Annotated in this window: 17 protein-coding genes and 1 pseudogene; 8 read left to right on the top strand and 10 right to left on the bottom strand. The window is 54.2% G+C overall.

All coding sequences use genetic code 11. The features are described from left to right. The coding region (locus RTU33_RS20360; RefSeq protein WP_312629806.1) for a winged helix-turn-helix domain-containing protein at nucleotides 1-528 on the bottom strand (528 nt) is incomplete at its 3' end. A 1,134-nt stretch (nucleotides 529-1,662) separates the two neighbouring features. Between RTU33_RS20360 and RTU33_RS20355 the strand changes: the two are divergent. After that, nucleotides 1,663-1,782: pseudogene (locus tag RTU33_RS20355) on the top strand (glutathione transferase); the annotation flags it as partial. 9 nt (nucleotides 1,783-1,791) lie between these two features. On the opposite strand, the gene RTU33_RS20350 reads toward RTU33_RS20355, so the two are convergent. Beyond that, a complete protein-coding gene (locus RTU33_RS20350; protein WP_312629808.1) occupies nucleotides 1,792-3,204 on the bottom strand; it encodes a PLP-dependent aminotransferase family protein in 1,413 nt (470 codons plus the stop codon). A 177-nt stretch (nucleotides 3,205-3,381) separates the two neighbouring features. Here RTU33_RS20350 and RTU33_RS20345 point away from each other — a divergent pair, with 177 nt between their 5' ends. The 5 genes from RTU33_RS20345 to RTU33_RS20325 all read left to right on the top strand — a co-directional run bounded on the left by RTU33_RS20345 (nucleotide 3,382) and on the right by RTU33_RS20325 (nucleotide 6,979). Then, nucleotides 3,382-3,546, top strand: a complete 165-nt coding sequence (locus RTU33_RS20345; protein ID WP_312629805.1) for a DUF1127 domain-containing protein — start codon at nucleotides 3,382-3,384, stop codon at nucleotides 3,544-3,546. A 192-nt stretch (nucleotides 3,547-3,738) separates the two neighbouring features. Beyond that, nucleotides 3,739-4,203, top strand: a complete 465-nt coding sequence (locus RTU33_RS20340) for a MarR family transcriptional regulator (RefSeq protein ID WP_312629804.1) — start codon at nucleotides 3,739-3,741, stop codon at nucleotides 4,201-4,203. A 3-nt stretch (nucleotides 4,204-4,206) separates the two neighbouring features. Continuing rightward, nucleotides 4,207-5,274 carry an HlyD family secretion protein gene (locus RTU33_RS20335; RefSeq protein WP_312629802.1) on the top strand — a complete coding sequence of 356 codons (1,068 nt, stop codon included), beginning with the start codon at nucleotides 4,207-4,209 and terminating at the stop codon, nucleotides 5,272-5,274. Continuing rightward, nucleotides 5,264-6,337 carry a DUF2955 domain-containing protein gene (locus tag RTU33_RS20330; RefSeq protein WP_312629801.1) on the top strand — a complete coding sequence of 358 codons (1,074 nt, stop codon included), beginning with the start codon at nucleotides 5,264-5,266 and terminating at the stop codon, nucleotides 6,335-6,337. The genes RTU33_RS20335 and RTU33_RS20330 overlap by 11 nt, the downstream gene beginning before the upstream one ends. A gap of 480 nt (nucleotides 6,338-6,817) precedes the next feature. Further along, on the top strand, nucleotides 6,818-6,979 hold the full coding sequence (locus RTU33_RS20325) for a hypothetical protein (protein WP_312629800.1): 162 nt from the start codon (nucleotides 6,818-6,820) through the stop codon (nucleotides 6,977-6,979). A 39-nt stretch (nucleotides 6,980-7,018) separates the two neighbouring features. Here RTU33_RS20325 and RTU33_RS20320 read toward each other — a convergent pair whose 3' ends face one another. The 5 genes from RTU33_RS20320 to RTU33_RS20300 form a co-directional block, all read right to left on the bottom strand. After that, entirely contained in the window at nucleotides 7,019-8,299 is a 1,281-nt protein-coding gene (locus RTU33_RS20320; protein ID WP_312629799.1) for a DUF445 domain-containing protein, read from the bottom strand. 46 nt (nucleotides 8,300-8,345) lie between these two features. Further along, nucleotides 8,346-10,229, bottom strand: coding sequence for a KUP/HAK/KT family potassium transporter (locus RTU33_RS20315; protein WP_312629807.1), 1,884 nt, complete (start codon nucleotides 10,227-10,229; stop codon nucleotides 8,346-8,348). Nucleotides 10,230-10,346: 117 nt separating this feature from the next. Continuing rightward, complete coding sequence (locus tag RTU33_RS20310; protein WP_312629798.1) at nucleotides 10,347-10,649, bottom strand: hypothetical protein; 303 nt, start codon at nucleotides 10,647-10,649, stop codon at nucleotides 10,347-10,349. Continuing rightward, nucleotides 10,650-10,910 (bottom strand): hypothetical protein, encoded by a 261-nt coding sequence (locus tag RTU33_RS20305; protein WP_312629796.1) that lies wholly within the window; start codon nucleotides 10,908-10,910, stop codon nucleotides 10,650-10,652. A 91-nt stretch (nucleotides 10,911-11,001) separates the two neighbouring features. Next, complete coding sequence (locus RTU33_RS20300; protein ID WP_312629794.1) at nucleotides 11,002-11,337, bottom strand: hypothetical protein; 336 nt, start codon at nucleotides 11,335-11,337, stop codon at nucleotides 11,002-11,004. Between the two features lie 1,107 nt (nucleotides 11,338-12,444). Between RTU33_RS20300 and RTU33_RS20295 the strand changes: the two genes are divergently transcribed. Beyond that, a complete protein-coding gene (locus tag RTU33_RS20295; protein ID WP_312629792.1) occupies nucleotides 12,445-13,800 on the top strand; it encodes an esterase-like activity of phytase family protein in 1,356 nt (451 codons plus the stop codon). A gap of 57 nt (nucleotides 13,801-13,857) precedes the next feature. On the opposite strand, the gene yjiA is transcribed toward RTU33_RS20295, so the two are convergent. The 3 genes from yjiA to RTU33_RS20280 all read right to left on the bottom strand — a co-directional run bounded on the left by yjiA (nucleotide 13,858) and on the right by RTU33_RS20280 (nucleotide 17,278). Continuing rightward, complete coding sequence (gene yjiA, locus RTU33_RS20290; protein ID WP_312629790.1) at nucleotides 13,858-14,814, bottom strand: GTPase; 957 nt, start codon at nucleotides 14,812-14,814, stop codon at nucleotides 13,858-13,860. 10 nt (nucleotides 14,815-14,824) lie between these two features. Then, nucleotides 14,825-15,028 (bottom strand): YbdD/YjiX family protein, encoded by a 204-nt coding sequence (locus tag RTU33_RS20285; RefSeq protein ID WP_312629788.1) that lies wholly within the window; start codon nucleotides 15,026-15,028, stop codon nucleotides 14,825-14,827. 96 nt (nucleotides 15,029-15,124) lie between these two features. Beyond that, the gene (locus RTU33_RS20280; RefSeq protein ID WP_312629786.1) at nucleotides 15,125-17,278 is read right to left on the bottom strand and encodes a carbon starvation CstA family protein; all 2,154 of its coding nucleotides are present in this window, start codon (nucleotides 17,276-17,278) and stop codon (nucleotides 15,125-15,127) included. A gap of 344 nt (nucleotides 17,279-17,622) precedes the next feature. On the opposite strand from RTU33_RS20280, the gene tsr reads away from it, so the two are divergent. After that, nucleotides 17,623-19,290 (top strand): methyl-accepting chemotaxis protein, encoded by a 1,668-nt coding sequence (tsr, locus tag RTU33_RS20275; RefSeq protein ID WP_312629785.1) that lies wholly within the window; start codon nucleotides 17,623-17,625, stop codon nucleotides 19,288-19,290. Nucleotides 19,291-19,345: the final 55 nt, after the last annotated feature.

The following is a 19,345-nucleotide window of genomic DNA, read 5'->3' as shown; positions in this document are numbered from 1 at the left end:
TACGATGAGCAGGATCAAGGCAAGGAGCAAGTAGCGTTGAGCCCGACTCGCTGGCTGCACATCTGTTTGTTCTATATCAGGCGGTGCTACGAGCTTGATCTCCTTCTCACCTTCATCGATGACGGTAGGCGCTGTCTCATCGATCACGTCCAGTGGCTCCGGGGCTGGTTCAGCTTCATTCACCTCTGCTTCGTCTTTCTCAACAAAGCTGCAGTATTCCGGTTCCAGCACGTATCCTTTTCTGGGGATAGTCTTGATAATTTTTTGTTTTTTGCCGTCATCTTCAAGTGCCGCTCGCAGTGCATGAATGGCATTAGGCAAACTGTTATTACCAATGACCCGCCGGTCCCAAACGAGATTCGTTAACTCTTCACGGGTGAAAATTTTGCCTGCGTCCTGCATTAATACATCGAGCAGTTTGAGTTGATATTCACCCAGACGCTTACGTTCTCCAGTGACTAAATGGAGAATTGAACCTGAAGGAAGATCAATCAACCAGTTATTTACTGAGCCATAGCGCTTATTCATTTAATTGGTCATCACCATCCAGTAAAAAAACACACACCTGCAGATGCTTCCCGCATGTGTTACCTGTTGGTTAACTCCATTTAATAATTCACTTAAGAATCGTCGCTGCCTGCGGAAAAAGAGAAAAAATTGACTGATTTATCTGCAATTCAGGAAGACATTTAGCTTCCTCATGTTACAAATGAATTGGTGTTTCCTTCTCCAGGCGCTCTTTTTACGCGATAAAAGTGTGACGTGCAACACCTTCCTGAGCAAAAAATCGGGTAAGGCATTAACATTCCTGGCTGTTTCCTGATCAAACGTTAATGTGGATAATTAAACCATATTAATGTTAAATTTTGTATGCTTTTGTAACTAAATTGTGAGGTGGTGATGGTTTTTTGCATCAAATGACTTTCTACCGCAGGAAAAATACACAGATGTGTGAACATGGAATTTAAATTTCATGTTTTTGTTTCCTATTATTTTGACCTGAGTGATCGAGATATATTACGAAGAAATGATGAGAAATCATCTTACTTTGGTAAGCCAGACTAATGGAATGCTCATAAAAAGTGTGGGGATAAGGAGGGGGGCTAATTTAACCCTTATCTGTGCCGTGTCTGTTAATTGGCTAGACGATGGAAAACCTCACAGACAGATTGTAAAGAAGATTAAAAATAGGGCACTTTCTAATTTTATCAATGGCTGTTCCCTGGCATTCATCAATGTACTGACATATCTGACAGTGTGTTATCAATGTCTGGATGTATACGTGTACTGATAACTGCATCAGCTCTGCGGCAGATGATGCTTTTTTGTGAATGCCTGAAACTTGCCGATAGCGAACCTGGTTCTGTTTGAAATGTCGCAAGAACATGAAATGGTATTCGATAATGCACACATCAACAGCTTGCAGCTTAAAAAGCCAGAAGTAAGTAACGAAAATGGCTTTAGATTCATGTGGTAACGGCGGAGTCACTAACTAAACAGGACCGTCACTATATCTGGTTCCTGGAGAGGGTCGTCATCCGACAATGCGATTCTGGAAAAGCGAACAGAGCCAGAAAAAGACTTGTCTCTATTAAAACTACAGATAAATACTCGATAAAGAGACGGCATTAACGTTGAGTTCAGAGCGGCCTGAGCACCTGCGCATCGCACTATTTTCTCGATCCCGACGGTCATCGTCTGGAACTTCACGTCGGCAATCTTGCACAGCGCCTGGCGGCATGCCGTGCAAAACCGTATGCCGGTATGGTCTTTTTCGACTGACGAACCCGTTTACTCCATAGCCTTATGAATGGCTTCGCCGAGTTTCTCCATCACGCAGCGGTGCGTTTCCGTGGTCGGTAATGCGCAGTTGATGCGTAAGCAGTTACGGTATTTGCCCGACGCGGAAAACAGCGAGCCCGGTGCCACCTGGATTTTCATCTCGCACAGCTGTTTTGCGACGCAGACCATATCGACGATTTCCGGTAGCTCAACCCACAGCATGTAGCCGCCCTGCGGGCGCGTCACGCAGATATCGCAGGGGAAATACTGGCGGATCCAGCAGGTATAAGTTTCCATGTTGCTGTGATAAATCTGCCGCATCCGGCGAACGTGGCGATGGTAATGGCCGTCGCGGATAAATGCTGCCACCGCCAGCTGAGTGACCGGAACGTTGGTCGCGCTGGTGGCGTATTTCATATGCAGCACCCTGTCGTAATAGCGGCCCGGCACAATCCAGCCGACGCGCAGCCCCGGCGCGACCGTTTTGGTGAAGGAGCTGCACAGTAGCACCCGGCCGTCGATATCCCAGGACTTGATCGTGCGCGGGCGCGGATAGTCATTCGCCAGCTCGCCGTAAATATCATCTTCAAAAATCACGATGTCGTGGCGCTGCGCCAGAGCCAGGATTTGCCGCTTGCGGGCATCGGGCATGATAAAGCCGAGCGGATTGTTGCAGTTCGGCACGAGGATCACGCCCTTCACCGGCCACTGCTCGAGGGCCAGCTCCAGCGCTTCAATGCTGATCCCGGTTTGCGGATCGGTTGGGATCTCAATCGTTTTGATGCCAAACCCACGCAGCAGCTGCATGGTGCCGTAATAACAGGGCGATTCCACGGCGACGATATCACCCGGCACGCACACTGCTAACAGCGCAATGGACAACGCCGCGTGGCAGCCGTTGGTGATAACGATATCTTCAGAAGTGGCTACGGTGCCGCCATCCAGCATCAGACGGGCGATTTGTTCGCGCAGCTCGCGGCGGCCCGGCAGGGTGTCATAGCTGAAAATATCGCTGGTGCTGTGCTGAACGGCGCGGGTCATGTCGCGCCACAGCGGTTTCAGGCTGGGCTGCGTGACGTCCGGGGAACCGCCACCGAAGGCGGTAATGGATTTGTCACCGCGGGCACTCAATAAATCCAGCACCTGATCCCACTGGGTAATATCCACCGGGCGCTGGACCGGGCGCGTCATTGCCGGGACGGGAGGCTGGGCTTTGCGTGGAGTAATAAAATAACCGGATCGGGGCTGCGGCGTGATGAGCTGCTGCGTCTCCAGAGTCTGATAGGCCTGCTGCACGGTGCTGATACTGACGCCGTGCTCCTGGCTCAGCGCACGTACCGAGGGCAGTTTCTCCCCCTGCCGATAGAGCCCTTGCTCAATGCGTTCGGCGAGCAGATTCGCCAGATGCTGGTAGCGTGTCATCACTGTATCCCCTTTATTCACCATACAGATGCCTGAACCCATACAGATGGGCGTAAAAAGCACCGTGCAGATTCCGTTTTAGCGAATCTGTATGTTAAATAAAAGTACATTTTGCATCTGTATTGTAAAGCCTGCGCCCGGCGATGATAGGTCATCGACAGCGAGAGGAGGTGCAGGATGGAATTTTATGAAAACCGGGCGAAAGCACCGTTCCATATTTTTGTTTTGGCTGGACGCTGGGCGCGGCAAACCTGGCGCGCATGGCGGACGCGTCAGGTGCTGGACAGGCTCAGCGACGAGCAGCTTAAAGATGTCGGGCTGCGGCGCGATGACTATTGCTAACCTTTTTTACCCGATGGTGATTGCCCGGTGGCGGCTGCGTTTTACCGGCCCACGCGGCGTGGGTTCGTAGGCCCGGTAAGCGCAGCGCCACCGGGCATTCCCTTTTCACATTCCATGCGCTTTCCTGTCTGTGTTTCTTGATACTTATCATGGTAAGTATTAGCCTGATCCCCTGTTACTGAGGGGATCGCTATGACCGAAGATGAGTTGTTTGCCCGCCGCCCGATGGGAATGCGTATGGCGATGGTGGTGCGTCAGTGGCGCGCGATTATCGATCACGCCATCACCGATACTGGCCTGACGCAGTCCAGCTGGACCACGCTGATGCAGCTTAAAGAGCTGGGCGACAATGTCTCCGTCAGCGAGCTGGCGGAAGTGCAGGGCATTGAGCTGCCCCCACTGATGCGCACCCTCGTCCAGCTTGAAGAGCAGGGCTATTTGCTGCGTACGATATCGCCGTACGACAAGCGCTGCCGCCTGCTGACGCTGACTCCGAAAGGCCGGGAAGTCCTTGAACGCCTGACAACTGTCGTCGAAACTTGTCAACAGCGCGTCACCGAAACGATTCCTGCCGAAGTCATGGACGCCTTCAGCAATACGCTCAACCAACTCGCCTGCAACATGCGGAACATCCGCGACGAAATCAATAAGACCTGAAAAATGATGAGCCCCGAACAAAAATTTGCCCGCTGGGTAAGGGTGAGTATTGCCTCTTTCCTGCTGATGTTTGTCTACTTTATTGTCGCCGATATCTGGATCCCGCTGACGCCGGACTCCACGGTGATGCGTGTTGTTACGCCCGTGTCCGCACGCGTTTCCGGATACGTTTCGCACGTCTACGTGCACAACAACAGCCAGGTGAAAAAGGGCGACCTGCTTTATGAGCTGGATGCGACACCGTTTATCAACAAGCTGGAGGCGGCGCAGATTGCGCTGGAGCAGGCGAAGCTCAGCAATCAACAGCTGGATGCCCAAATCGCCGCGCAGCTCGCCAACCTGAAGACCGCACAAATCACCGCCCGCAATAATCAGGCAACTTTTGGCCGCTACCAGCGGCTGGCAACGATGCAGAACGTGTCGCAGCAGGATCTGGATAACGTACGCACCGCGTGGCAGAACAGCCAGCAGTCGGTGAGTTCGCTTAATGCGGGCATTGATAATCTGCGGATCCAGCGCGGGGAGCGTAACGACGATCGTAATGTGACGCTGCAAAAATACCGCAATGCGCTGGAGGAAGCGCAGCTGGCGCTCGGCTGGACGAAGATCCGTGCCGAAGCGGATGGCACGGTGAGCAACTTACAGTTAAGCCCTGGGCTGTATACCAGCGCGGGTACGGCGCTGCTGGCGCTGGTGAACGATAACACCGATATCGTGGCGGACTTCCGTGAAAAAAGTCTGCGTCATACCCGGGTGGGCACCGCTGCCGCCGTGGTGTTTGATGCTCTGCCGGGCCAGGTGTTTCACGCGCAGGTCACCAGCAGCGATGCCGGGATCCTCGCCGGACAGCAGGCGGTGAACGGGCAGCTTTCGCAGCCGGAAGAGTCGAATCGCTGGGTGCGCGACGCCCAGCGGATGCGCATTCACGTCACGCTGAACGAACCCCTCGATAAAACGCTGCCTGCGGGGGCCCGCGCCACTGTCCAGCTTTATAACAGCGAAGGCCCGCTGGCGCGCTTTTTCTCCGGGCTGCAAATCCGCCTCGTCAGCTGGCTGCATTATGTCTATTAACACTCTGGCGCGGGTTTTTACGCCGCACGACAACATCTTCTATAGCGCCAATGATTTTCGTCAGACGCTGCGGATTGTCTTTGCCGGGATGCTGGCGCTCAGCATTTCAACGTTCTACAACGTGCAGTACGGCGTGTTCTTTGTTGTCTATCCGGTGATGCTGTTGTCGCTGGTGCCGGTGTTTAACCGTCATGTCGCCAAACAGTTCGTGTTCAGTTCTGCCCTGAACTGCATCGAAATGGTGCTGATCATCGGCTATCTGTCACAGTGGCCGGTTATCATGACGTTGGTGGTGTTTGCGCTTTACGTGATGCGCTTTCGCTTTATGAGCCAGGGGCCGCTGTTCCTGTTTGGCTCAATGGGCGTGGTATGCCAGAGCGTGATGCTCAACTTTATGAGCTACCCCACCAGCAACTGGCACACGCTGATGTTCTCGAATATGGAGGCGAGCGTGATGGCCGTGGCGTTGAGCGCGCTGATGCATTTTCTGCTACCTGACGTCGAACCTCGCCTGCCGCCACCGCGTATCGAAAAAGATGCCGCCCGCGTACGGCATGAATCTTTGCTTTCCGGCACGGTGGCAACGGCTATTTTTGTGATTTTCCAGGCGTGCGATCTGAGCGATTCGCTGTCGGCGCAGATGGCGGGGATCCTGATCCTTTTCCCGATGCATTATCGCGGCGCGGTGCTCAGTTCGCTCTGGCGCGTGGTGGGGGTAGTGCTGGCCTGTCTCTATATTCTGGTGGTGCAGCTTATCCTCTACGATCACAGCAGCCATATGCTGTTGATGATGCCGTTGATTGGCCTGGGGCTGGCGTTCAGCGCACGTTTACACGTAATGGAAAAGGTGGGCGCGGGCGTCGGATTTGCGAGTATCACGACTATCGGCATCATGTTCGGGCAGAACCTGCATCCGGAACAGGATTTGGTGTTCAGCGATCTCTACCGCGTCGTTTCCGTGACGGTATCGCTGCTGGCCACGCTAACGATGGTGTTCCTGGTGCACAAGATCCTCAATTGTTTCACCGCCACGCGATTTGTGGTCAGCAACCCGAATGCGTGATTCGCCAGGTGACAGGTACAAAAAAGCCGCTTCAACGAGCGGCTTTTTTGTCATGCTAACAGGTTAGCGGCCTGTACATCCCGGTTTAAGCCTGGATGTGCATGTGTTCTGGCAATCAACTTCCACGGGAAAGAGTTTAGCGCTTTGAACGTTCGTTGCAACTGACTTTCATCTTCAAATGTGAAGCTCCTTCCTGAAATAGTCGTTCTTTTTGCAGGGTTACAGTGCAAAATATCAACGTGGAACGAGAACCAGTTCTGCAGGTGAGTGAGGCTGCTTTTTACCCGCCATGCGTTCCCTGAATGCGCATGGCGGGTGAGGGCATACTTACCATGGACCTTTCAGCGGGGTAGCTCCCGCCGGGTATGAAAGCCTGTCAACCGAGCTGGCTCTGGCAGTCAACTTCCACAACTTGATTGCGCCCACGGTGAAGGCCCGGATTAGCTGTGGTAGGGCATGGCTCCGCAAGGAGGCAGGATAGTGAAAATATCACCCCGTGATGTGCTCATTATCGTCGTCGTAACCGCACTTCTTCTGTTTGGACGCGTGAGTTTTGAGGCAAAAAATCTCAAGTTTGATCGCTTCGAGGCTCAGCATCTTGAGCTGCTGTTGAAAGGCGTGTTGCGACGGGCTCAGCAGTAAAGTAACCGACGGGGTGCTTCATCCCGTCACCTTGTTACTTCAGTGAATCAGCGGCATCACCAGCGCGGGCAGCTGTGAAAGCAGCCATAAAATCAGGCCAATGGTGCCGCCGACCAGCGTGCCGTTGATGCGGATAAACTGCAGGTCTTTGCCGATGTTCAGCTCAATCTGCCGCGACATATCCCGCGCGTCCCAGCTCTTAACCGTATCGCTGATATGGCGGGTCAGAAAGGTGGCGAAATCGGGCGCAACGCGGCGAGCGGCCTGCTCCATGTGGCCATTGAGAGACGCCCGCAGGGCGTTGTCCGCAACCAGCGTTTCACCGAACCACTGCCCGGCTTCGGAGAAGCGTTGAAGTACGCGTGAATTATCGGCGGTCATGTCATCCTTCAGCCACTGGCGCAGATCGCCCCACATTTCGCTGAGATAACGGTTAAACGCCTCGTCATTTTTGAGGTAGCGTTTGATGTTGTCTGCCTTCTCCGCCATCTCCGGATCGGCCTTCAGGTTATCAATGAGTTTTGCCACCGCGCGGTCAAAGGCGTGACGTACCTGATGTGCGCTGTCCTGGCTGACGTCATCCAGCAGCGTGTTCACCGCTTCTGTCACCATCTCCGCGCTGTGTTCACCGAGCCATTCGGTTGGCAGCACTTTGGCCTTTAGCGGATGCTCTTTTTTCAGCCAGTGAATGATTTGCCGGGCGATAAATTCGCGGCTGCTCTCACGCTGAAGCAGGGCGATCAGCTGCGTAATCATCGCATCCAGCAGCTTCTGGTGACGGTTATTTTTGGTCATGCTCTCCAGCATCAGCGCGCTGGTGCCGGTTAAATCCACTTTATCAATCGCTTTGTGCACGGCGCGTTTGAGTAAGTTCTGAATGCGTGAATCGTCGGTCAGCTCCAGAAAACCGCTCATCACCTGAATTAAGTGCTGCCCCACGCGCCGCGAGTTTTCGGGCTGGCTGAACCAGGTTCCAAGCATCAGCGCGGGTTCGTGTTTGTGGATCAGATTGACCAGCGACTGGGTGTCGAGAAATTTTTCCTGCACAAAGTGGCCGAGATTGTCGCCAATTCGGTCCTTATTGCGGGGAATGATCGCCGTATGGCGGGAAATAAACGGCAGCGGCACGCGGCGAAAGAGCGCCACCACCGCAAACCAGTCTGCAAGGGCGCCAACCATCGCCGCTTCCGAAATCGCCTTCAGCGCGCTCACCCACCGCGTCGGCGGCAGAAACAGCGTGGTGACAAAAATGGCGGCCGCAACCAGCAGCAGCGAGAGCGCCAGCAGCTTGGCGCGTTTAAGTTCAGCTAATTTTTCCATACCCTAAGCATAGAGCGGGACGGCAGAAGAGTGCAAAGCCTGTGCGTCAGATAGCCACGCGGCGGCTGATTTCCACCACCTGATCGCCAGGAAGATGGTAATAGTGCGTCGCGTGCGTGCAGTTGCGGGCCATGAACGCAAAGCATCGGCGCTGCCAGGTGGCGATGCCTTCGCCATCTTCACGGCCGACGATGGTTTCGTGGCCGAGATAATAGGTGGCATCAGCCAGCTCAAACGGGCAGTTTCGCTTGCTGATTTCACGCTGGAGCGCCGGAATATTCGGGCGTTCCATAAAGCCGTAATAGGCCACTGCACGCCAGTAGTTGGGCGCGGCCCGGCGGATAACCAGCCGGTTCACGTTGGCGATGCGCGGGACATTCAAAACGGTGACGGTCAGGGCCAGGACATTCTCCTGAAGTGACCGATTACGCATCACATGCCAGCGCATCAACGGCGGAATACCGCCCTGCGAGCGGGTCAAAAACACCGCCGAGCCAGGGCCGCGAGGGATGTTGTTCGCTTCCAGCTTGTCGAAAAAGGTCTCAACGTCCATGCCGATATCGTTCAGCGAATGCAGCGTGGCGGCGCGCCCGCGATGCCAGACTATCATCACCGTACAAATCACCGCGGCGAGCAGCAGCGGAATGTAGCCGCCTTCCAGCACCTTAATGAGGTTGGCTATCAGAAAACAGGTGTCGATAGCCAGGAACAACAGGGCGACCAGCCCGCTGGCGGTGCGGTTCCAGTGCCAGATGCGGCGCATCGCCGCGTACAGCAGACCGGAAGTCATCAGCATGGTCAGCGACACGGCAATGCCATACGCGGCGGCGAGGTTATCGGAGGATTTGAAGAACACGGCGAGAAACACCGTGGCGATCATCAGCAGCCAGTTGACGATGCCGATGTAAATCTGGCCGTAGTTGTCCTCTGCCGTCTGCTTCACCAACAACCTCGGCAGCCAGCCGAGCTGGATGGTCTGGCGGGTCATGGAAAATGCACCGGTAATAATGGCCTGGCTTGCGATGATGGTGGCGAGCGTCGCCAGGATAACTAACGGAATTTGCAGCGCCGGTGGGCAGAGGCGAAAGAAAATATTGTGGGTGATATCCGCCCCGGAAAGCAGCAGCGCTGACTGCCCGGCGTAGTTCAGCAGCAGGCTCGGGAATACCAGGCCAAACCACGCCATCCAGACCGGTTTCTTACCGAAATGCCCCATGTCGGCATACAGTGCCTCGGCTCCGGTCACGCACAGAAAGACCCCGCCCAGCACCAGAAAGCTCACCAGCCCGTTCGACAGCAAAAAATGCACGCCGTAATAAGGGTTTATCGCCATCAACACCGCCGGATGTTGGGCGATGCCCCAGATGCCGAGCCCGGCAATCACCACAAACCACAGCGTCATGATGGGGCCAAACACGATGCCGATTTTGGCCGTGCCAAACGGCTGAATGGCAAACAATGCCACCAGAATGGCCACCGTGCCCGGCAGGATCAGGTGCTGCCCTTCCGGGAAGACGATCTTTAATCCTTCCAGCGCCGACAGCACGGAAATTGCCGGGGTGATTGCCCCGTCGCCGTAGATCAGCGCCGCGCCCAGCAGCCCGGCAAAGATGATGAGGCCGCGGCCTTTGCCGTTGTGCTGTAACAGCGACATGAGCGCCATGATCCCGCCTTCGCCCCGGTTGTCGAAGCGCATCGCGAAGAGGGCATATTTTATTGAGGTGACGAGGATAAGCGTCCAGACGATCAACGATAGCAGGCCGAGAATGATGGCGGGCGTCGGGCTGCCGCCGGAAAGCAGAATAACCGTTTTCAGGGTATACAGCGGGCTGGTGCCGATATCGCCGAACACCACGCCGAGGGCGCTGCCCGCCAGCCATATAGAGTTGGGAGATTTTTGTGTAGTGGAGTTGTCTGATGCCAGTGCCATCTGGTTCATACAAACATCCTTGCGTCAAAGTGGTCTTTTTACACTATAGCCCCGAATGTTCGCCTGCAGGGCAGGGTGACAATTATCTTCAGTACTGAAGGGATGGCAAATATTGCGCTAAAGCAGGCGTAAAACGCCCGCAAGGTAGAATAATGCGGCAGCCAGGGCTAATACCACTGCGGTGACTTTACCTTTCTTCCTTTTTTCCAAAGTGAACCACAGGAGCTGCAGGGCCAGGATAAACACGAACGTTATCGTCGCCAGAGGATAGCCGTTAGCGGTATTGATATTTATCGACCGTGGCGACACATAAGGATCCACCTCACGCATCCACGAGTATTTATCGACGGAGAGGATATACAGTGCCAGCATTGCAGCGATATAAACCAGCAGGAGGGGGATTCTGAGTTTGTTTTTCATTTAGTACGATACCAGTTTGTTAAACCGCTGCCAGTGTTTGACAATAAAGTCGCCATAGCTTGTGTTTCTTTTTATCTCAGCAAGCGTCGGGATGATGCCTCTGTTATACCTTGCCCCGACAAGTCTGATGTCGTCCATGCTGAGCTGCGAGGGTAGATTATCATAATCAGCCAGTTCACGAAGGTGGCGGGCGACCAGGCTGATGTTGTAGTTGTCTTTCTCAAGGCCGGCTGCCAGTCTCCTGAGATCGGAGGCCTTCATTTTGGTCGCATCCAGGCCGAGGTTTTTGCTGCGGTTCTTAGCTGCATGCTGACAAAGCCAAAGGATGTTTTCTCTGGTGGGCTGGTCAGCGTTAAATACCGGTCAACATATTCCGGGCCGCTCCAGTCAAAGGCCCTGACCTCAAATCGACGCTGTCGATAAAATTGGGGTCTCCACCGACTTCTATCCAGCACACACCGGTAAGCAATTCTGCAGGTAGCTTAAATTCTGCGGCAGCGAATTTTATGATTTGTCTGTTATGGATAACCCAACTGTCTTTAAATTTCTGGATGTAGCCAACGCCACCTCCCCATTTCTCAGGAGTGAGTTTCCATTGTAAAACGTCCATCACTCCCCAGACCGGGGATTTTGTCATTGTGCTACAGGATGAAAGATCATTCAGGTTCATCGAGAGAGTTCCTTTCATCGTGCTTCTTCCAGTCGGTGCAGAGGGAAAGTGAGTATCGGTAGAGTAATTATTGTTGGTGAATGAATGATGCGATCTGGTTCACTTTTCTTGGTATTTCAGAAAAGAAGTTGGCATTTTTTTTGCTATATGTTTTTGTTTTGTAAGTATCAATAATTAAATGGTGTTGTTTGTTTTTAGTTATGAAAATTGTCTTTGAGTTGATTCAATAAGCTATTCATGTTATTAATGTCAATGACATTGTTATTATAAAGGGAAGGTAGATGTCCAAGCAACCAAAATCCTAAGCTGAAAATGAATGCTGTAATTATCCAGGCGCTTAGATTATTATAATGCCTTGAAATATATTGTTGTATAGGTTTAACTAGTAATCTATAGGTCATTAAGAAGAAAATAAGTGGTAAGGTTAATGATATAATATCCATCCAGAAAGGTAATGTACTAAACACAATCAATATGATTCTGTTAATGCCAATGAACATGAATGCAGGAATAAGTAAATTCATGACTGAGTATGCATGCAATGTCTGTAGAAAGCATACGGTATGCAGTTTCTTCTCTTTAAAGAAAACAAATGCAAACACAAGAGCCCAAATTATCATTCCAAATGAAATTGCTTGATAGGATAGGATTAAAAGAAAAGCGAATGGTTTAAGTATTAGGCTAGTATTATCAACGGGGACAGAGCCTTTAGCTATAAAACTGATTAACCCTGTTATCACTCCAACGAGTATCAATGATTTTATATAGTTCCCCCCTGGTTTATACAATGGGACATATTCATGCTGGCCATCATAGATCTCTGGTCTTCTAATAAAAGTAATTAAATCTGAAATGAATTCATACATTGGAATTGTAGTGGCTATATGTCTAAGGAGTTTTTTTAAATTTATGTGCATCTTAACACCCATATTGTTAAATCAAATATCAATATACATACCAGGGAAAATATTATTGGCCGAGTAAGTTTTAAACGCTATCACTTTGTTACGATAACCATATTGGCTACTTTCAACCAGTTAGAATCCCCAAACCGTCACCCCACCGTCATCTCCCTGTCATCTCACCTTCTTACGTTGTTCACACTCATAAAAAGGTGCTAACGACATGAAAATAAAATTGATTCCTCTGGCTTTGTTATCCGCATTTTCCCTCAACGCGTTCGCCGCTGAACCTACTGCAGAACGCTACGTGGTGAGCTTCCCGGAAGGTTCGCACATTAATTACAGCGGCGCTTTTGCTTCAGTGTTTCCGAATGGGTTGCCTGTTGGCATTGGTTCTGGACTGCTATTTACCGGCAAGCAGGGCGATGCGCTGACGTTTGCGACGGTGACGGATCGCGGCCCGAACGCGGATGCGCCGAACGTTAGTAAGCAGGAGGCGAAGATTTTCGTCACACCTGAATTTGCGCCGCTGCTGCTATCCATTCGCGTGGAAAACGGTAAGGCACAGGCAGCGGATGTCCGCGCGCTGCATGACGACAAGGGCCAGATCAACGGCCTGCCGTTGCAGAGCGACGTGATTGGCTCCACCAATGAAGTAGCGCTCAGCGATACGCTGAAAACCCTCACTGGCGATAATCGTGGGCTGGATACCGAAGGCATCACGCCCGACGGCAAAGGCGGCTTCTGGCTGTGTGATGAATACGGTCCGTTCCTGATCAACATCGACGCGACGGGCAAGATCCTCGCCGTGCATGGCCCGCAGGCGCAGGATGGCGAAAAGGCGATTGCGGGCGGCTTGCCGAATATCATCAAGTGGCGCCAGCCGAACCGCGGCTTTGAAGGTATCACGCGGATGCCGGACGGCCGCATTATCGCGGCGGTGCAAAGCACGCTGGACATCGACGGCAAGAGTAAGAAAAAAGCGCTGTTCACCCGCCTGGTGAGCTTCGACCCGGCGACCGGCAAAACGGCGATGTACGGCTACCCGATTGACGACGTCTACAGCAAGAACAGCGATGCCAAAATCGGCGACATCGTGGCGCTGGATAATCAGCACATCCTGTTGATAGAGCAGGGTGGCGATAAGCACGACGTGATGCGCAATAACGTCTATAAGGTCGACCTGAGCAAGGCCAGCGACCTGGCGGCGTTTGATAAGCCGGGTGAGTATCCGGAATTTGATGATGCCGATAAGCTGGCGAAGCGCGGGATCCAGTTAGCGTCGAAAACGCTGGCCGTCGATCTGCGCAAGCTCGGCTGGCAGCAGGAGAAAGCCGAAGGCCTCGCGCTGATCGACAGCAAAACGATCGCCGTGGCGAATGACAACGACTTTGGCGTGAAGACCACGCTGAAGGATCCGGTGGAGGGCAAAAAGCTGAAGGATTATCGGGTTAACGATCAGGGTAAGCTGACCGTTGATGACAAAGTGGTGGCGACGACGATCGGCATTAAGCCGCTGGAAAAACCGGAGTCGGACAGCGAGCTTTGGGTGGTGACGCTGCCTGAGCCGTTGATGTAAAGGTTGTGCGGCCTGATCCCCTCTCCCAAAGGGAGAGGGAGTAAACTACGCCCTCTGTCAGCGCTTCAACCCCGCAAACGCCGCACGAATGTCGTCTTCAGGCAGCTGCACGCCGATAAACACCATCGTGCTGTGCGGCGGTTCTTCGCCCCATGGGCGGTCCCAGTCGGCGCTGTAGAGGCGCTGGACGCCCTGGAACAGCAGGCGATTCGGCTCGCCGTCTATCCACAGCATGCCTTTGTAGCGCAGAAGTTTGTCAGCGAAATCAAGCAGCAGATTTTCCATCACGCGGGAGACGTCGCTGATGTCCACAGGGTAATCCAGTTCCACCACAATCGATGAGATGTCGTTTTGCTTTTCCACCATAAAATGGAAGCGCGGTTTTGGCTGGATAACGTTTTCTTCGAGCATAAAGCCGTTGGTGTTAAATAGCTGATTCAGGTCGATCTCGCCGTGCGTGACGGTGTGGATCGGCGCGCGGGCATTGATACGGGCCAGACGTTCGCGCAGCTTTTGGGTATCGCCTGCGACGTCGGTTTTGGTCAGCAGGATCCGATCGGCATAGCCCACCTGGGACTGCGCCAGGGTGAACTGATTCATCTGATCTTCGGCGTGTACGGCGTCAACCAGGGCGATCACGCCGTCCAGCAGATAGCGCTCGCAGAGGATCTCGTGGGAGAAAAAGGTCTGCACAATCGGACCGGGATCGGCCATGCCGGTGCATTCGATGATCAGCCGATCAAACTCGATATCACCGCGATCGCGGGCGTCGAGCAGATCCAGTAGCGCGTCTTCCAGTTCGTTAGATTTACTGCAGCAGATGCAGCCGTTAGTGAGGGTTTTGATCTGCGTGGCGCGGTCGCCTACCAGTTGGGTGTCTATCGAGACTTCGCCGAATTCGTTTTCAATGACGGCAATTTTAAAGCCGTGCTGTTCGTCGAGGATATGGCGCAACAGGGTAGTTTTGCCTGCGCCGAGAAATCCGGTCAGCAGGGTGACTGCAATCTGGGTCATCGTTTCTCCTTTAGCAGCAGCGCATGCCGCCTTCTCCACTGCCGCCGTAGCGCGCCTGCTGGCGCTCGCGGAAGAATTCTTCGTAGGTCATGTACGGCTTGTCCGGATGGTTGGTCTGCATGTGTTCGACGTAGTTGTCGTAGTCCGGGATGCCAATCAGCATCTTCGCCGCCTGGCCGAGGTATTTTTTTGCCTGCCCTAAGTTACCAAACATTGCCCATCCTGATAAGTAAATGCCCGGCGGCGCAATGCTTGCCGGGCCTACAGGTATAGTGTAGGGCGGGTTAGCGTAGCGCCACCCGCCGTCGTGTTAATGATGCGAAGAGGTCTTCACGCCACCCTCAGGTACCGGCACATACGGCGTCTCTTTATCGGTACGCGCGTCGATGTTGCGGGCCTTCATCCAGGTCTTAATGCCGTAGAAGATGATGCTGTAGACCACCACCAGGAACAGAATGCTCAGACCCGCGTTAGTGTAGTTGTTCACCACGATATGGTTCATGTTGGCAATCTGCTGCGCGGTAAGGTCTGCGCTGCCGTTAGCAATCTTCTCTTTGTACTGGTTCGCCATAAAGAAGAAGCCTTCCAGCTGCGGGTTGGTGCTGAACAGCTTCAGGCCCAGTGCCCAGGTGGTGCACAGCAGCAGCCACAGCGCCGGGACAACCGTTACCCAGATGTATTTGGTACGCTTCATTTTCACCAGCACGACGGTGCCGAGCACCAGCGCCACGGCGGCCAGCATCTGGTTAGAGATACCGAACAGCGGCCACAGGCTCTTCACGCCGCCGAGTGGGTCAACCACGCCCTGATAAAGCAGGTAGCCCCACAGACCCACGCAGCCCGCCGTGCCCAGAATACCTGCCACCAGTGAGTCGGTTTTCTTCAGGAACGGCACGAAGTTGCCGAGCAGGTCCTGCAACATGAAGCGGCCCGCACGCGTACCGGCATCCAGCGCGGTGAGGATAAACAGCGCTTCGAACAGAATACCGAAGTGGTACCAGAAGCCCATGTCCGCCCACGGCAGCACTTTGTGGAACACGTGCGCGATACCTACTGCCAGCGTAGGTGCGCCACCTGCGCGGTTCAGTACGGAAGGTTCGCCGATATCTTTCGCGGTCTGCATGATCTGCTCAGGCGAAATCACGAAGCCCCAGGAGCTGACGGTTGCCGCGGCGTGAATGCTCGCGTCTTTCAGCTGCGCCATGATCATCGCGGCGTTCTCACCGCCCATCTCATGCAGGTTTGGCATGGTGATGCCGAGGCCCGCAGGCGGGGTGTTCATCGCGAAGTACAGGCCCGGTTCGATAATGGACGCCGCAACCAGCGCCATGATCGCCACGAAGGACTCCATCAGCATCGCGCCATAGCCAATCAGGCGGGCGTCTTTCTCATTTGCCAGCAGCTTCGGCGTGGTGCCGGAGGAGATCAGCGCATGGAAACCAGACACCGCACCGCAGGCGATGGTGATAAACAGGAACGGGAACATCGCGCCCTTCCACAGCGGGCCGGTACCGTCGATATACTGCGTGACCGCAGGCATTTTCAGCTCAGGGTTGAGGATAACGATCCCCAGCGCCAGGCCGACGATAACGCCGATTTTCAGGAAGGTGGCGAGATAGTCACGCGGGGCCAGAATCAGCCACACCGGCAGCAGCGCGGAAACAAACGCGTAGCCAATCAGCGCGAAGGTGATGGTGGTGTCTTTGAAGGTCAGCGCCGGGCCCCAGTACGGGTCGTGGGCAATCACGCCACCGAACCAGATGGAGGCAACCAGCAGCACGATGCCGATGACCGACACTTCGCCCACGCGTCCCGGGCGAATAAAGCGCATGTAGATGCCCATAAACAGCGCAATCGGCACGGTTGAGCAGACGGTGAACACGCCCCAAGGACTTTCAGCCAGAGCTTTCACCACAATCAGCGCCAGCACCGCGAGGATGATGATCATAATCAGGAAGCAGCCGAACAGGGCGATGGAGCCCGGCACGCGGCCCATTTCCTCTTTCACCATTTCGCCCAGAGACGAACCGTTACGGCGCGAGGAGATAAACAGCACCATGAAGTCCTGCACCGCCCCCGCCAGCACGACGCCTGCCAGCAGCCACAGCGTGCCCGGCAGGTAGCCCATTTGGGCGGCGAGCACAGGGCCGACCAGCGGACCTGCGCCAGCGATAGCGGCAAAGTGGTGGCCGAACAGCACGTAGCGGTTAGTCGGTACGTAGTTCAGTCCGTCGTTGTTGATCACCGCAGGCGTGGCGCGGCTCTCGTCGAGTTTCATCACCTTCTGGGCGATGTAAAGGCTGTAGTAGCGATAAGCCACCAGATAGACCGAGACGGAAGCGACCACGATCCACAGGGCACTGACATGTTCACCGCGGCGCAGGGCGACGACCGACAGGCAGAATGCCCCGATAATCCCGATAATGGCCCACGGCACATGCTTGAGAAGTTTCTTCATATCCATAGTTAAAAACCTGGCGTTTATAAGAATGAGTTGAGTACTGGAACTGCACCTGGAGGTATTGATGCTGGGCTTATGGTGCCAGAGCCACGCGCGCGCAGCGGGAGGAAAATCAGCGAACGGCTGTATTGGATGTTAAACGGTCATCTGTGCGGGTAAGCGGTTTGAGTAACCGACTGAATAATAAATAAATGTGATTGATGTCACACTGGCGGTGCGGCGTGATTATGCGTTAATCAGAGGATTAGAATATCCACTTTATCTGATTCAACAGGATTTTCTTTAAAGTTTTCTTTTTCCAGGCCGATCTACTAGATAGAGAGGCCTTCGTACAGGAAAGAGAAAAAATGTTAAACCGTATAAAAATTGTCACCAGCCTCGTGCTGGTTTTGGCCCTTTTTGGCCTTTTACAACTGACATCCGGCGGTCTGTTCTTTAACTCGTTGAAACACGACAAAGAAAACTTCACCGTCCTGCAAACTATTCGCCAGCAGCAGTCTGCGTTAAACGGCAGCTGGGTGGCGCTCCTGCAAACCCGTAACACCCTTAACCGCGCCGGGATCCGCTATATGATGGATCAGAACCATATCGGCAGCGGCGCGACCGTGGCGGATCTGATGCAGATCGCCAGCAAGTCGCTGGATGAGGCGGAAAAACGCTGGGCGGAGTATGAGTCTCTGCCGCGCGACCCTCGTCAGAGTGAGGCGGCGACGCTCGATATTAAACGCAATTACGGCATTTACCACGGCGCACTGGCGGAGCTGATTCAGCTGCTTGGGGCCGGAAAAATTAATGACTTCTTCGATCAGCCAACCCAGTCCTACCAGGACGGGTTTGAGAAAGCCTACGTCGATTACCTGACGCAAAACGATCGTCTATACGAGCTGGCGGTGGCAGACAACAGTGGCTCTTACAACCAGACTATCTGGATACTGATCGGCGTGTTAGCGGCAGTGCTGGCGGTGATCGTTTTCGTCTGGCTCGGGATCCGCAAGGCTCTGCTCCAGCCGCTGACGCGGGTGATTGACAGCATTCGTCATATTGCCGGTGGCGATCTGGTGAAGCCAATCGACGTACAGGGCAGCAACGAAATGGGCCAGCTGGCGGATTCGCTGCGCCATATGCAATGTGAGCTGATGCGGACCGTCGGCGAAGTACGCAACGGCGCGGATGCGATCTACAGCGGTGCCAGCGAGATTGCGATCGGCAACAACGATCTTTCCTCCCGTACCGAGCAGCAGGCTGCTTCTCTGGAAGAAACGGCGGCGAGCATGGAAGAGCTGACTGCGACGGTGAAACAGAATGCCGAAAACGCCCGTCAGGCGAGCCATCTGGCGCTGAGCGCGTCGGAAACCGCGCAGAAGGGTGGTAAAGTGGTCGATAACGTGGTGCAGACTATGCGCGATATTGCCGGGAGTTCGCAGAAAATTGCCGACATTATCAGCGTGATCGACGGTATTGCCTTCCAGACTAACATCCTGGCGCTGAACGCTGCAGTCGAAGCAGCACGTGCGGGCGAGCAGGGCCGTGGGTTTGCGGTTGTTGCGGGAGAAGTGCGTAACCTCGCTCAGCGCAGCGCCCAGGCCGCTCGTGAGATTAAAAGCCTGATTGAGGACTCGGTGAACCGCGTTGATGTGGGCTCCGCGCTTGTCGAGAGCGCGGGTGAAACCATGGAAGAGATCGTCAATTCTGTTACACGCGTGACCGATATCATGGGTGAAATCGCCTCGGCGTCTGACGAACAGAGCCGCGGTATCGATCAGGTTGGTCTGGCGGTGGCTGAAATGGATCGCGTCACTCAGCAGAACGCCTCGCTGGTGGAAGAATCTGCTTCCGCAGCGGCCGCGCTGGAAGAGCAGGCGAGCCGTCTGACCCAGGCGGTAGCGGTGTTCCGCATTCAGCAGTCGCAGCTGGCGGCAAAGCGGGAAGCTTCAGTGGTAAAAGCCAGCGCTCCGGCCCCGATGCTGCGTAAAGCCGCGGCGACAGAAAGCGGTGATAACTGGGAAACGTTCTGAGTGTGAAAGTGCCGGGTGGCGGCTTCGCCTTACCCGGCCTATACGTGCAGGGCGG

The sequence above is a fragment of the Scandinavium sp. genome (genome assembly GCF_032012665.1).
GTDB lineage: Bacteria > Pseudomonadota > Gammaproteobacteria > Enterobacterales > Enterobacteriaceae > Scandinavium.
The sequence above is the reverse complement of the archived record's forward strand: the minus strand, read 5'-3'. Positions and strand labels throughout refer to the sequence as shown.

Coding starts and splice junctions, on each gene's coding strand:
- yjiA (WP_312629790.1), bottom strand. CDS start 14,814: ATGACCCAGATTGCAGTCACCCTGCTGACCGGATTTCTCGGCGCAGGC.
- RTU33_RS20335 (WP_312629802.1), top strand. CDS start 4,207: ATGATGAGCCCCGAACAAAAATTTGCCCGCTGGGTAAGGGTGAGTATT.
- RTU33_RS20300 (WP_312629794.1), bottom strand. CDS start 11,337: ATGAAAGGAACTCTCTCGATGAACCTGAATGATCTTTCATCCTGTAGC.
- RTU33_RS20345 (WP_312629805.1), top strand. CDS start 3,382: ATGGAATTTTATGAAAACCGGGCGAAAGCACCGTTCCATATTTTTGTT.
- RTU33_RS20295 (WP_312629792.1), top strand. CDS start 12,445: ATGAAAATAAAATTGATTCCTCTGGCTTTGTTATCCGCATTTTCCCTC.
- RTU33_RS20350 (WP_312629808.1), bottom strand. CDS start 3,204: ATGACACGCTACCAGCATCTGGCGAATCTGCTCGCCGAACGCATTGAG.
- RTU33_RS20330 (WP_312629801.1), top strand. CDS start 5,264: ATGTCTATTAACACTCTGGCGCGGGTTTTTACGCCGCACGACAACATC.
- RTU33_RS20280 (WP_312629786.1), bottom strand. CDS start 17,278: ATGGATATGAAGAAACTTCTCAAGCATGTGCCGTGGGCCATTATCGGG.
- RTU33_RS20340 (WP_312629804.1), top strand. CDS start 3,739: ATGACCGAAGATGAGTTGTTTGCCCGCCGCCCGATGGGAATGCGTATG.
- tsr (WP_312629785.1), top strand. CDS start 17,623: ATGTTAAACCGTATAAAAATTGTCACCAGCCTCGTGCTGGTTTTGGCC.
- RTU33_RS20310 (WP_312629798.1), bottom strand. CDS start 10,649: ATGAAAAACAAACTCAGAATCCCCCTCCTGCTGGTTTATATCGCTGCA.
- RTU33_RS20315 (WP_312629807.1), bottom strand. CDS start 10,229: ATGGCACTGGCATCAGACAACTCCACTACACAAAAATCTCCCAACTCT.
- RTU33_RS20305 (WP_312629796.1), bottom strand. CDS start 10,910: ATGAAGGCCTCCGATCTCAGGAGACTGGCAGCCGGCCTTGAGAAAGAC.
- RTU33_RS20285 (WP_312629788.1), bottom strand. CDS start 15,028: ATGTTTGGTAACTTAGGGCAGGCAAAAAAATACCTCGGCCAGGCGGCG.
- RTU33_RS20320 (WP_312629799.1), bottom strand. CDS start 8,299: ATGGAAAAATTAGCTGAACTTAAACGCGCCAAGCTGCTGGCGCTCTCG.